Source organism: Streptomyces sp. NPDC021622, assembly GCF_040640795.1.
Taxonomy (GTDB): Bacteria; Actinomycetota; Actinomycetes; order Streptomycetales; family Streptomycetaceae; genus Streptomyces.
On sequence record NZ_JBFACK010000014.1, the window covers coordinates 108,517 to 120,719 of the forward strand.

The 12,203-nt window shown below is 68.2% G+C and carries 12 protein-coding genes and 2 pseudogenes; all 14 read right to left on the reverse strand.

The genetic code is table 11. The annotated features are described in order from the left end of the window. Positions 1–76 precede the first annotated feature (76 nt). Positions 77–1,195 (reverse strand): DegT/DnrJ/EryC1/StrS family aminotransferase, encoded by a 1,119-nt coding sequence (locus tag AB0G47_RS26690; protein ID WP_360774763.1) that lies wholly within the window; start codon positions 1,193–1,195, stop codon positions 77–79. A 118-nt stretch (positions 1,196–1,313) separates the two neighbouring features. After that, positions 1,314–1,544, reverse strand: a complete 231-nt coding sequence (locus AB0G47_RS26695; RefSeq protein WP_360774766.1) for a ferredoxin — start codon at positions 1,542–1,544, stop codon at positions 1,314–1,316. Beyond that, entirely contained in the window at positions 1,537–2,577 is a 1,041-nt protein-coding gene (locus tag AB0G47_RS26700) for an NAD-dependent epimerase/dehydratase family protein (protein ID WP_360774769.1), read from the reverse strand. Before AB0G47_RS26700 ends, AB0G47_RS26695 begins: the two co-directional genes overlap by 8 nt. Next, on the reverse strand, positions 2,574–3,197 hold the full coding sequence (locus AB0G47_RS26705; protein WP_360774772.1) for a dTDP-4-dehydrorhamnose 3,5-epimerase family protein: 624 nt from the start codon (positions 3,195–3,197) through the stop codon (positions 2,574–2,576). Before AB0G47_RS26705 ends, AB0G47_RS26700 begins: the two co-directional genes overlap by 4 nt. Beyond that, on the reverse strand, positions 3,184–4,002 hold the full coding sequence (locus tag AB0G47_RS26710) for a class I SAM-dependent methyltransferase (protein WP_360774775.1): 819 nt from the start codon (positions 4,000–4,002) through the stop codon (positions 3,184–3,186). Before AB0G47_RS26710 ends, AB0G47_RS26705 begins: the two co-directional genes overlap by 14 nt. Positions 4,003–4,012: 10 nt before the next feature. Then, positions 4,013–5,161, reverse strand: coding sequence for a nucleotide disphospho-sugar-binding domain-containing protein (locus tag AB0G47_RS26715; RefSeq protein WP_360774778.1), 1,149 nt, complete (start codon positions 5,159–5,161; stop codon positions 4,013–4,015). 15 nt (positions 5,162–5,176) lie between these two features. Next, positions 5,177–6,460, reverse strand: a complete 1,284-nt coding sequence (locus tag AB0G47_RS26720) for an FAD-dependent oxidoreductase (RefSeq protein ID WP_360774781.1) — start codon at positions 6,458–6,460, stop codon at positions 5,177–5,179. Between the two features lie 28 nt (positions 6,461–6,488). Then, complete coding sequence (locus AB0G47_RS26725) at positions 6,489–7,403, reverse strand: putative sugar O-methyltransferase (protein ID WP_360774784.1); 915 nt, start codon at positions 7,401–7,403, stop codon at positions 6,489–6,491. Between the two features lie 38 nt (positions 7,404–7,441). Then, complete coding sequence (locus tag AB0G47_RS26730) at positions 7,442–8,641, reverse strand: cytochrome P450 (protein WP_360774787.1); 1,200 nt, start codon at positions 8,639–8,641, stop codon at positions 7,442–7,444. A gap of 401 nt (positions 8,642–9,042) precedes the next feature. Continuing rightward, positions 9,043–10,083 carry a ParB/RepB/Spo0J family partition protein gene (locus AB0G47_RS26735; RefSeq protein WP_360774790.1) on the reverse strand — a complete coding sequence of 347 codons (1,041 nt, stop codon included), beginning with the start codon at positions 10,081–10,083 and terminating at the stop codon, positions 9,043–9,045. Between the two features lie 248 nt (positions 10,084–10,331). Then, positions 10,332–10,731: pseudogene (locus tag AB0G47_RS26740) on the reverse strand (ABC transporter permease); the annotation flags it as partial. A 16-nt stretch (positions 10,732–10,747) separates the two neighbouring features. Continuing rightward, positions 10,748–11,376, reverse strand: a pseudogene (locus AB0G47_RS26745) (daunorubicin/doxorubicin resistance ABC transporter ATP-binding protein DrrA); the annotation flags it as partial. Further along, the gene (locus tag AB0G47_RS26750; protein ID WP_360774793.1) at positions 11,373–11,693 is read right to left on the reverse strand and encodes a hypothetical protein; all 321 of its coding nucleotides are present in this window, start codon (positions 11,691–11,693) and stop codon (positions 11,373–11,375) included. The gene AB0G47_RS26750 and the pseudogene AB0G47_RS26745, both read right to left, overlap by 4 nt. Positions 11,694–11,698: 5 nt before the next feature. Next, complete coding sequence (locus AB0G47_RS26755) at positions 11,699–12,193, reverse strand: hypothetical protein (RefSeq protein WP_360774796.1); 495 nt, start codon at positions 12,191–12,193, stop codon at positions 11,699–11,701. Positions 12,194–12,203 lie beyond the last annotated feature (10 nt).

A 12,203-nucleotide genomic window follows, 5' to 3' on the forward strand; every position in this document is an offset into this window, starting at 1 on the left:
CCAACAACAGCGAGCGGGTGCCCTGTTCACCGTGGTGAACAGGGCACCCGCTCGTCGGGCGTCCGCGCGCAGGGGATCAGATGGAGTCCACCTCGTCGAGGACCTTGCGCAGGGCGTCGATGACCTGGTCCTGCCGTTCGACGCCGAGCGAGGGGTACATCGGGAGCGAGAAGATCTCCTTGGCGTACCGCTCGGTGACCGGCAGCGAGACGTCGGCCGACTCGGTGCCGGCGAACCCCGCCATGGTGTGGACCGGCCAGGGGTAGCTCACGTTGAGCTCGATGTCGTGCTCGCGCAGCCGCTCGATGACGAGGTCGCGCCGGGGGTGGCGGACCACGTACACGTAGTACACGTGGTCGTTGCCATCGGCCGTGGCCGGCAGGACCAGCGAGGTGTCGCCCAGCGCATCGGCATAGCGGTCGGCCACCGCGCGCCGGGCGGCGATGTAGCCGTCGAGCCGCCGCAGCTTGCGGCGCAGGATCTCCGCCTGCACCTCGTCGAGCCTGCTGTTGTGGCCGGGCAGCGCCTCGACGTAGTAGCGCTCCTCCATCCCGTAGTAGCGAAGCCGCCGCAGGTTGCGGTCGACGTCCGCCCGTGAGGTAAGGACCGCTCCCCCGTCGCCGTACGCGCCGAGGACCTTCGTCGGGTAGAAGGAGTACGCGGCGGCGTCACCGAAGGTGCCCGCCATCCTGCCGCCCTGGCGTGCGCCGTGGGCCTGCGCGCAGTCCTCCACGACCGCCAGGCCGTGCGCCGCGGCGATCTCCTTGACCGGCGCCATCGGCACGCACTGCCCGTAGAGGTGGACCGGCACGATGCACCGCGTCCGCTCGGTGATCGCCGACGCGAGCTGTGCGGTGTCCATCAAGTACGTCGCCGGGTCGATGTCCACGAACTTCGCGGTGGCCCCGGTACTCGCGATCGCGACGACGGTGGGCGCGGCCGTGTTGGACACGGTGATCACCTCGTCGCCCGCCCCGATGGCAAGCGCCTCGAGCGCGAGCTTCACCGCGTTGGTTCCGTTGTCGACGCCGACGCAGTGCGCGGCGCCGTGATAGCCGGCGAACTCCCCCTCGAAGTTCTCCACGCTCGGGCCGAGCACCAGACGCCCGGACGAGAACACCGAGTCGACCGCTTCCAGGATGTCGTCGCGTTCGGCCGCGTACTCGTCTTGGTAAGCCCAGACGGACATGGTCATGAGTTTTCGCCTCCGCACTCGCCCTGTGGGCCGGTGATGTGTGTTCGCCGGGACGCCATCGGTGGCCGGCGGTGCGGAGCACGGCGGCCGGGCCGCCGTGCTCCGGTGGGTCGCGCGATCAACGCACCGGGGCGAGAAGCTCGCCGGTCGCGGCGTCGCGCAGGGTGATCGCCTCCATCGGGCAGGTCGCGGCGGCGTCCGCCACGCTCTGGTCCGGGGCGACGAGCGCCTCGACGGGACGGGCCCGCCCCCGGTCAAGGCGCATGTGCCCGGACGCCGTGCCCAGGCAGAGCCCGGTGCCGGCGCAGAGCCGCCGGTCCACCTCGATCCGCCAGGTCCGGTCAGGCATCTTCGCTTCCCCCCGCGCTGTTCGCGGCCGCGCTCGACGCCGACCGGTGCAGGTCGTCGACCGTGCGTTCAAGGCCCTCGTCCAGGGTCAGCCGCGGCAGCCAGCCGGTCACGCCGCGGAAGGCCGATGAGTCGATCTCCATGCTGTGGAAGTCGCCGAGTTCGGCGTACTCCGGCGGCGGCACCGTCAGGACGTCCACCGGTTCCTGGCCGGTGCGGGCCGACACGAGCTTGGCGACCCGGTCGAAAACCGCGCCGAGCGGCTCGCCGCGCCCGCTGCCGATCATCCAGTGGCGGCCGACCAGTTCGTGTCCGTGGTCGACGGCCGCCGCGAAGGCGCGGGCCACGTCCTCGACGTGCAGCAGGTCACGGCGTACGGATCCGTCGTGCCACATGGTGATCGACTCGCCCGCGAGCGCACGCCCGATCATCGCGGCCACCACGCCCTTGGACCCCTCACGCCCTGGCACACAGCCGATCACGGTGGGCAGGCGCAGGGTGAACCCGTGCACGTGCCCCGCCCTGGTCGCCGCCTCCAACTCCCGCTGGGCGGCCAGCTTCTGACGGTCGTAAGAGCTCTGCGGCTCGTCGGGCTCGGAGCCGTCGACGCGGGTCGTGGCGGAGAGACCGACCTGGCTCGCCGTCCCCGCGTAGATCACGGTGACCGGACGGCCGTCAGGACCCGGGCGCAGGATCTCCGTGAGCCGGCGCATCGTGCCGACGTTGACCTTCTCGGCCGCGGAGCCCGCGCCCCGCCAGTTGGCGTCGGTCGACATGTGCGCGAGCAGATGGATCACCACGTCGGATCCCTCGACCGCGTCGGCGAGCGCCGCCTGTTCGGTCAGATCTCCCGTACGCACTTCAATGTCGGCGACGGCGTCCTGCGGGACGGCCGCGCGGCTTCTGGACACAAGGCGCAGCCGCACCGGCCGGCGCGCGAACTCGCGGGTTACCGCCGCGCCGACGAAGCCCGACGCGCCGAGCACGGTCACCAGCGGCCGCTGCTGCGCCTGTCCGTCGTGTCCTGCGCTCATGCGTCCGCCCCTTTCTCGTATTTCTCGTACAGCGACCTCTCCACCCTCAGCGAGGTCTCGTAGTCGGGCAGCAGTCCCAGCTCCGCGGCCTCGGCCAACGTGGGTGCCACCCGGTCCCGTTCGGAGAGGATGAGGTTCTCGTCGTCCGAGACGGGCAGGCCGAGGGGCGGGTCGAGCACCGAGACCGCCTTCTCGTTCTCCGCCTTGTATCCCTCGGACAGCAGGTACGTGATGACCGTGTCCTCCAGGGCGACGAAGGCGTGCCCGACGCCGACGGGGAGATAGATCCCGCTGGGGTGCTCGGCGTTGAGCACGATGGACTCCCACTGCCCGAACGTCGGGGAGCCGACCCGCACGTCCACCACCATGTCGAGGGTGCTGCCCTGCGAGCAGTGGACGTACTTGGCCATGCCCGGCGGCGTCGTCGTGAAGTGGACGCCGCGGGCCACGCCGCGGCGTGACTGGCTGTGGTTGGTCTGGCGGATCGGGAACAGCGTGTGTCCTGTCGCCTCCTTGAAGGCGGCCTCCTGGTACGGCGAGGCCAGATGGCCCCGGGCGTCGGCGAAGTTCTGCGGCACGAAGTGGAAGGCGCCGGCGATCTTCAGCTCACGAACGTCCATCACGGGAGCTCCCTTCGAGGGTGCCGGATCCGGGAGTGCCGGATTCGAGGGTGCCGACGAAGACTCCTGGACCCGAGTTGCCCAGGTCGAGGAACTCGGCCTTGAGACCCGCGTCGGCGAACGCCGTCTCGTACTCGGTACGCGGGAACAGGGCCATGGTGTGCTCGTCGGCGAAGTGCCAGATGCCCTCGCCCGGCCGGGCGAAGACGTAGTGGACCTCCATGTGGCTGCTGTCGCCGCACCGCACGGAGTGGGAGACGCGCGAGATCGTCGTCCCCTCGTGCACGAAGCTGTCGCTCCCGATGTGCCCCGCGGTGAAGGTCTCCGGGAACCACCACGGCTCGATCACCAGGACGCCGCCGGGCCGCAGATGCCGCGCCATGCTGCGCACGGCGGCCCGCAGTTCGTCGGTGCCGCTGATGTTGCCGATGGCGCTGAACAGGCAGGTCACCGCCGAGAACTGGCGGCCCAGGTCGAAGTTCCGCATGTCCGCCCGGTGCACCGGCACGTCCGGAAGCCGGCCGCGCGCGGAGGCGAGCTGGGCCTCGGCGAGGTCGGCCCCCTCCACGTGGTCGAACGCCGCGGCGAAGTACTGCAGATGGTTGCCGGGCCCGCAGCCCACGTCGAGCAGGTCCCGCGCCTCGGGGTTGCGGGCCCTGACGAGCTCGGCGACGGCGTCGGCCTCGCCCTTGTAGTCCTTGCCGCGGCCCAGATAGATCGCCTCGTACAGCGGCGATATGTCGTAGATGGTGCGTGCGGACTCCACCGCACGCTGCCACTCGGTCGCGTTCGCGTACATCGTCATCCGGTGCGCCCTACTTCCCCGCCTCGACGAGCGCGGCCAGGCGGTCGACGACCTCGTGCGGCTTCGGCATGTTCCTGATCTCCTCGCGCACCTCGTTCGTGGCGGCGGGCAGCTTCGTGTCCGCGAGCAGCGACTCCACGAGCTCCTTGCCGATCTCCTCCGGCGGCACGACGCGGGCGAGGCCGCGCTGGACCATCGTGTCCGCGATGAGCGGCCGGGCCAGGCCCTTGAAGTCGGGGATCACCTGCGGGACGCCGTTGGCGATCGCGCCGAGCGCGGAGCCGGGGCCACCGTGGTGGATGACCGCCGAGCAGTGGGCCATCAGCGAGCTGTACGGCGCCCAGCCGAAGGAGCGGACGTTGTCGGGCAGCGGCCCGAACGGCTCCAGGTCCACCGTGGGCACGACCATCACGAACTCGGCGTCCGTCTTCGGTGCCATCTCAAGGACCTGACGGAAGATCAGCGCGGCCTCCTCGGGGGCGGGTCCGCTGCCGAGCGTGATGGCGATACGCGGCTTGGCGGGCGCGTTGGTGAGGAAGTCGAAGATGGGCTCGGGCAGGGCGCCGCTGCCGTTGTACGGGACGAATCCCATCATCCAGGAGTCGGGCTCGGGCGCCTGGATGCTCGGCGGTGTGATGTCGATGGTGGCCTGCACCTCGGGCAGCTCCACACCGTGCTTCTCGAAGAGGTCCGGGTAGGCCTTGCGCATGATCTTCCCGGACGGCCGTACGAAGCCGAACTCGTGCTGCACCGCGGGGATGCCGAGCTTGGCCGCGGCGACCAGACCGGGGGCAAGGAGCGGGGAGTGCACGATGACGTCCGGTCGCCACTGTTCGGCGGTGCGGATCATCCCTTCGACCATCTGCGGCTGCAGCCTGAGCGCGGCGGCGACCGCCGAGCCGATGATGTCCAGATAGTTGGCGTCCAGGGCCTCCTGGGCGAGTTTCGCGCCCAGTTCGGGGTGGTTGGCGGCGAGCTTGCCCTGCATCATCCCCAGGGAGAGCCCCGGAGAGACGTCCACGGTGCGCACACCGGCGTTGCCCATCTCAAGACCGGGGCCGCACGAGACGACGAGCACTTCGTGGCCCGCCATCTGCAGGGCCCAGGCCAGCGGGACCATGGGGTAGGTGTGGCCGGTACCAGGGGTAATCGTCATCATTACACGCACGATGTGTCACTCTCCGTTCGTCGCGGTGGGGCGGTGAAGGGCCGGCTGCTTGCGGAGCGCCGGTATGGGGTGTTCGGGGCGCATGCCGATCGCCATGGTCCGCGCGGGTCCCGCCTGGAGGGCGGGCAGGCGCTTGAGGATGCGCAGCAGGAGGGGGGTGGTGGACTTTCCTTCGCCGCGGACCCACGGCTCCAGGAAGCGGCCCTGCAGAAAGCGCTGCATGCGCTGAGTGCCCACGGTCGGCATGGTGCGGCGCTTCTGCACGCTCTCCAGGTGCTCGTCGTTAAGCTTGCCGTCGCGCAGCGGCTCGGCGATGCGGTTGGCGGCGGCGACGGCGTCCTGCAGGGCGAGGTTGATCCCGACGCCCATGATCGGCGACATCGTGTGGGCGGCGTCCCCGATGCAGAGCAGTCCGGGCCGCCACCAGCGGTCGAGCCGGTCGATCTGTACGTCGAGCACCTTGATGTCGTCCCAGGACTCCACTTCGTGGACCCGGTCGGCCAGGAACGGCGTGAGTTCGGCCAGGTTCTTGCGGAACCAGTCCAGACCGCGCCCGCGCACCTCGTCGTATCCGTCCTTGCGGACCGTGTACGCGACCGTCCAGTGGGTCTGCCGTTCGATGCGCACCACCAGCTGACCGTCGGAGAGCCGGCCCACCATGCCGCCCGGGTCGCCGGGCTTCTTGGACAGCTGGAACCACAGGATGTCCATGCCCGAGCCGAAGACGCGTGACGTCAGTTTCGCGGTCTCGCGCAGCGCGGACCGTCTGCCGTCGGCGGCCACGGTGAGGTCGGCGAGCAGCTCGTGCTCACCGTCGGCATCGCGGTAGCGAAGCCCGGTGACCCGGTCGCCGTCGTCGATTACGCTCGTCACTTCGCTGTTGCGCAGGATCCGGAAGTTCGGATACTTCTCCGCTTCTTCCACAAGGAAGTTGAGAAAGTCCCACTGCGGCAGGAAGGTGATGTACTTGAATTTGCCCGGCAGCCTGCGGAAGTCCATCAGCGTGAAGGTGCCGTCGTCGGTCTCGACTTGAATGTGATGGATCCGCTGGTGCGCCAACTTCACGAACGCGTCGTGGAGTCCGAGCTCCTCCATGAGCCGCCACGTCGACGCGTGCACGGTGTCCCCGCGGAAGTCCCGCAGGAAGTCCGCGTGCTTCTCCAGGACCACGGTCTCCACACCGGCCCGGGCAAGCAGCATCCCCAGCATCATCCCGGCAGGCCCGGCACCCGCTATCGCGCAGGTCGTCCGACGTGCCTCCATACCGCCTCCGATCGATTCGTTCGTCACCGGTCAACTCCCGTTGTGCGGTCGGCTTTCAGTGCTTCGGCTCCTGCTTCTGGAACAGCGCCTGCCAGTACCAGGTGTAGGGAACGGCCCAGGTGTCGGCTGCGCACGTCCAGCCGTCATGGGGGCGGTAGGCGGCCGTGAACTCGGGGGCCTTCGCCGCCACGGCACGGTTGTCGTTGACGTCGATGACGTCCGTCAGGAGGCCCGGGCTCATCGCCCTGGCGATCGCCTGCTCGCCGCGCGCGTGGCCGTCCAGGCTCTTGTCCATGTACTTGCCGACCGGGTTGTTGACGTAGAAGTTCCGGCAGTGCCGGTCGATGAGACCCAGGTAGTACCGGACGGTGTCGACGTCCATCTCGGCGAGCGAGTCGATATTGATGGCCAGATCGAAGGTGGCGTCGCCGAGGGCGCCTTCGATTTCGCCTACCGGAATAAACGTGATCTTCGCGAACTCCGCGTCGTCGAGGACGGTCCGCAGATAGCGCTGCGATACCTCCATCGTCGTCTCGAGGTCAATGATCGTGTATGACGAAATTTTGTGGTTCGAGAGGAACGAATGACACGTACGTCCGTACCCCGCCCCGATCTCGAGAACGTCCGCGCCCGCCAAGTCCACGTTCTTCTCGATGAATTCAAGATCGAGCACTGCGCGCAGATAGTCGAGGCAGACCATCTCGCCGTCGTACGTGACCGAGAACGGGTTTCCGACCTCGCGGTTCTCGATTCGGCGCAGCCGGTCCCAGTTCTCCGGACTCAGCTGGGACGCGAGGTTGTAGATGAGGGTCTTGAGGTACCGGACGCCGTTGGTCCGCACGTCGAAGGAGGTCAGCCGGTAGTTGACCTGGCTGGTCTTGAAGTCGGTCAGGTCGTCGACCAGTTGGCCGTTGACCTGGTTCTCGCCGATGTACTTCCAGAGCTCGTTGACGCGTGGCTGCGTAGTCATGACATTCCTCTTCGGGGGGTGTGGGCTTCCTGGACGGTTCACCACTCGACGCGCAGGGCCTCCGGCGCACGTGCGATCAGGCCGGGCTTCCACGGGACGTCCTCGGCGGGTACGGCAAGACGCAGCGTGGGGAGCCGGTCGGTGAGCCCTTCGAGCACCACCCGCAGTTCGGAGCGGGCGAGGGCCGAGCCGAGGCAGTAGTGCATGCCGTGGCCGAAGCCCAGGTGCGGATTGCGGCCCCGGTCGAACCTGATGGTCTCCGGGTCGTCGAAGACCCGCTCGTCACGGTCGCCGGCCGCGCGCTGGAAGATGACGGTGTCGCCCGCCTTGATGAGTACGCCGCCGATCTCGACGTCCTCGGTCGCCCGCCGGGGGAAGCTGCCCACCGAGCGGAGCGGGATGATGCGCAGCATCTCCTCGATCGCCGCGTCGATGCGCTCCGGGTGGGCGCACAACTCCTCGTACAGCTCCCGCTGTTGGAGCAGGAGGAAGCAGACGTTGGAGATCATGCTCAGTGAGGTCTCGTGGCCCGCCATGAGGATGCCGATGCCGGTCCGCACCGCCTCCATGTCCGAGAGCCGCTCCCCGTCCACGGCGTCGATGAGCACCGAGACGAGGTCCTCCTGGGGCTCCCGCCGGCGCAGTTCGATCAGGGACTTGAGGTAGTCCTCGAGTCCGTCGCGCGCCTCGTCGATCTCCTCCTGGGTGTGGGCGGAGGTCGCGACGAAGACGTCGGAGTACTTGCGGAAGGCGAAGCGCTCCTCGTACGGGATGCCGAAGAGCTCGGCGATCATACGGACGGGCAGCGGGATCGCCAGGCGCTCCACGAGGTCGGCGGACGGTCCCGCCGCCACCATGTCGTCGATCTCGGCCGCCACGACCTCGCGCATCCGGTCGGTGAGACGGGCCACCCGGCTGGGCACGAAGGCGTGCGCCACGATCTTCCGGATCCGGCTGTGGTCGGGCGGGTCCATGGTCAGCAGGTTTCCGGGCCTGAGCGGCAGCGGGGTCACCCTGCTGGTGTCCGGTGCCGTCGCGGCGTACGAGCTGAACCGGGGGTCGGCGAGGAACTGCTTGATCTCCTCGTAGCCGGTCAGCAGCCAGGCCTCGCCGCCGTAGGGCATATGAACCCGGGTCACCGGTTCCGTGCGGGCCAGCTCCAGATAGCGAGGGTGCAGATCTAGGCGCGATACCGGGCCGAAGGGGTAGGCAGGCGCGTGGGGGCATGTCTCGGTCACTGCGGGTCACCTCCTGTGCATTGCCCGGCACAGAACCGGGCGTCGATGGAATGTGAATGCCTGCACGCCGGCATTCGGAATATCTGCCATTTACATGGACAGGAATCAGGGCAGAGAAAGAAGAACGCCAGGCCGAAACGTAGCGGACGTCGGGCGGGTTCGCTCGGTACGAGCGCCCCGATTGCCGAGCACAGCGATCTTCTCACGCAGGGGCTGAGACAAGGCGATGTTCGATGGCTCAAAGAGCACGCCATTCACATGCCGCAGACACTCGAATACCGACCGGGACGGAGCGGAATATGAAGCTCCGGAAAAGAACCGGGAATAAGGGAATAAAGAAAGCGGGGAGGGCCCGTAGGCCCTCCCCGCGTTCAGGAATTCGAACCGCTGAGAATAATTTGTCAAGCGGGCGTTCGACGCCCGACGGAGGATTCCCGTTCCACTCGTTCGGCGAACCGCGCCCACTTCTCCGCGCATTCACGCGCCAATTGCGCGACCCGGTCGGTGGTGTGCGGCGGAAGATTCGCGGCGACGTCGGCAAGAACCTGGGAGTCGACGTCATGGATGGCGAGATGCCGCAGCAGGAGGCGGCCGGATTCGGACAGTCGGAGCGCGGGATCTCTCCGCAGTTTCTGCAAGGGTTGCGCAACGCCCGCGATGGGTGTCGGGGATTCGGGCTCGGTGAGCAGATTCATGCTTTTCGCCACGGGCGCGGGAGCTTTCTCGGAACGCCGCGGGACCGGATCCTCACCGAGGAGGACGCGTTTCTTGACGTCATGAGCGGTGCCGAGTGATATCCCCGCCTCACGGGCTATCTCCCGCAGCGGCGCACCCGGCCGCTCGGCGAGCAGCTCGCTGGCCCGCTGCCGGCCCGGCGCGACCCCGACCCTGCGGACCTTGCCGTCCAGGCCGATCCGGGCGTTCAAGTGCGCAACTTCGCCACTCGAACGGCGCAGGCGGGCGATGGTGCGGGGCGACAGACCCGTGAGGGACGCGACGTAGCGGTCCGACAGCTTCTGGTTCTCCATCAGAATTCGGGTCCCCGCCGCGACCTTCTCCCGGTAGGAGAGGGGTTTCCCGTGGGCGGAATTCAATCTGACCGAAACTTCGAACAGTTTGTGCTCGGGTGCTTCGACAAGGTGGGCGTGAATCATTTCTTCGCCGCGGAGCCGGGCGGCGGCAAGGCGGTGCATCCCGTCTATGACCCGCCCGCTGGCCTCATGCACAACGATCGGCGGCAGCTCTTCGCCTAACTCGCTGAGGGCCGCGACGTATTCCTGATCAACGCCTTTGGTACGGGGTGAATCTGCGGGCAGCAGCCACCCGATGGGAACTTTCCTACAGGCCACCTTCACTATGTCTGACGAGTCGGCATAAGGCCCGCCTTGCGGCATCCATCCCGCCAATCGAGGCCAAGCACAGCCGACATCCTGGTCGCACATCGTACCCCCCGTGTCTCCGCCGATATTCAGTGCGCCAACGACTGGGACGCTAGCAAATCCCGCTACTGTGCAGCAAGAGGATTATTGACGAGTACTTTACTCGGAGTGACGGACGGTGAGGTCCCGATTCAGTTGAACGTTGCAGATGAATGGCCGCATTCCGGCCCGGAGTCCGGGCCGGTCTCGGGATGCCGTCGGCATGGCATCGGCAGCACATCGGGATGGCCGGGGAGTCGAACGAACAGCGGTTACTTGCGTGCGTAGATGCGCATCGTGATCGGACCGAAGACCAGGACGAACACGGCGGCCCAGCCGAGCACCCAGCCAATTTCGGCCGTTGGCCAATTACCGGCCATCACGCCGCGTACCGCGCTGCAGAGGTGGGAGATCGGGCTGTTGTTCACGAACGCCTGCAGCCAGCCCGGCATGGTGCGCGGCTCGACGAACACGTTGCTCAGACTCGACGAACACGTTGCTCAGAAATGTCAGCGGGAAGATCACCATCATCGAGACGCCCATCACCGTCTTCTCCGTGCGCAGCAGAAGCCCGAACATCGTCCACACCCAGGAGAAGGCGAAGCTGAAGACGATGAGCAGCAGCACGCCCGCGAGGACACCGACGATCCCGCCGTCGGGCCGGTAGCCCAGCCTTCACCGCGCCGTCGGTCAGCGCGAGGAACACCTCGTCGAGGCTGGGCTGCCCCAGCGAGAAGTTGTCGACGGTGATGCCGGCCCGCGCCGGCTCGGCCAGCGCACGGGACGCCTGCTCGGCCGGCCCCGCGGCGGAATCGCCGCTGCCCACCCGGGCGCTGAGCGCGACCGGGTCGGGCTCCAGGTGCATCGGGACGTCCAGGCACAGGGCCAACAGCCGCCTGGCCTCTTCCCGTTGCGCCGTGTCGCGCAGCCGCAGATGCACCGAGCCCGCGCCCACCGAGGACTTGAGCTCGCCCTTGGTGCCCTCCGCGATCACCTTGCCGTCGTCGATCACCGCGATGCGGGACGCCAGTTGATCGGCCTCGTCGAGGTACTGCGTGGTGAGCAGGACGGTCGTGCCCTGGGTGACGACCGCCCGCACGATGTCCCACACCTGGTTGCGGCTGCGCGGGTCGAGGGCTGCGCGGCCCGCGGACTTGCCGTAGCCGAGCAGCCGGCCGAGGAGCACCAGGTTCTCGGTGCCCGTCAGATCCTCGTCCACCGAGGCCGGGCCTGGCCGCCGTCCGGCCGCAGCAGGGTGGCGCGGGTCTTCACAAAGGTGGTCTTGCCTGCGCCGTTGGGGCCGAGCAGGCCGCTCATGACCGGGTCCTGCCCTCGTCCGACGTACGTACCTCTTGCTGCGGCACGGAAGCGCCCGGCGCGTTGCCCGCAGGCTCGGCGCCGAGCCTGCGCAGCGCGAGCATCGCCCCGATGCCGGGGATCAGGGCGAGCCACCGGGCGCTGGTCCCGGCCGCGGCGGGGATCGCCCAGGTCATCGCGATGGCGACGAGATAGGCCGAGCCATGGGTCGGCCCGCCCAGCGAAGTGATCGGCTTGGCATGGATGGTGAAGACATTGATCAGCAGGATGACCAGGGATGCGGCCTCGACCGCGGCGGCGATTCGCAACGTACGCATCGAGATCACGCACCCGTCGTGGAGCCGGGGCGGACGATCATGAGGATCACGACAACCGTCCACAGCAAGTTGAAGATGCCCGTGAGCATGGAGAGCCTGCTCGCCGGAACGGCGGGCGCGCCGGGCTCGGCCGTTCCGCCGGCCACCGCGAGCACCCGCTGCTGGCTGGGCAGGATGGCCATCGCGAGGACGGCCGCCGCTGCCGCGGTCAGGACGATCGAGATGATGAGCCAGACGTCGGTGAGCGCGTCGAGCTGGACGGCGGTGGCGAGTCCGAAGACCGGGACGCCGATGCCGAAGAGCGCGTACCCGCGGCAGATCTTGTGCAGGATCCCGGCGACTCCGGCCGCGTTGCCGTCCTGGTCCTTATGGCCGTCCTGGTCCTTCCCGTCGGTCGTCAACTGCTGTGCGTAGCGCGGGAACATCGAGGCGGCGACGGCGATCGGCCCGACCGCCAGGATCGCCAGGATGACATGCACCGATAACAAGAACTTGCTCACTGCGGACCCC

Excerpts from the sequence above, each read along its gene's own strand:
- AB0G47_RS26690 (WP_360774763.1), bottom strand. The coding sequence starts at position 1,195 with ATGACCATGTCCGTCTGGGCTTACCAAGACGAGTACGCGGCCGAACGC.
- AB0G47_RS26695 (WP_360774766.1), bottom strand. The coding sequence starts at position 1,544 with ATGCCTGACCGGACCTGGCGGATCGAGGTGGACCGGCGGCTCTGCGCC.
- AB0G47_RS26700 (WP_360774769.1), bottom strand. The coding sequence starts at position 2,577 with ATGAGCGCAGGACACGACGGACAGGCGCAGCAGCGGCCGCTGGTGACC.
- AB0G47_RS26705 (WP_360774772.1), bottom strand. The coding sequence starts at position 3,197 with ATGGACGTTCGTGAGCTGAAGATCGCCGGCGCCTTCCACTTCGTGCCG.
- AB0G47_RS26710 (WP_360774775.1), bottom strand. The coding sequence starts at position 4,002 with ATGACGATGTACGCGAACGCGACCGAGTGGCAGCGTGCGGTGGAGTCC.
- AB0G47_RS26715 (WP_360774778.1), bottom strand. The coding sequence starts at position 5,161 with ATGATGACGATTACCCCTGGTACCGGCCACACCTACCCCATGGTCCCG.
- AB0G47_RS26725 (WP_360774784.1), bottom strand. The coding sequence starts at position 7,403 with ATGACTACGCAGCCACGCGTCAACGAGCTCTGGAAGTACATCGGCGAG.
- AB0G47_RS26735 (WP_360774790.1), bottom strand. The coding sequence starts at position 10,083 with ATGTGCGACCAGGATGTCGGCTGTGCTTGGCCTCGATTGGCGGGATGG.
- AB0G47_RS26750 (WP_360774793.1), bottom strand. The coding sequence starts at position 11,693 with ATGCGTACGTTGCGAATCGCCGCCGCGGTCGAGGCCGCATCCCTGGTC.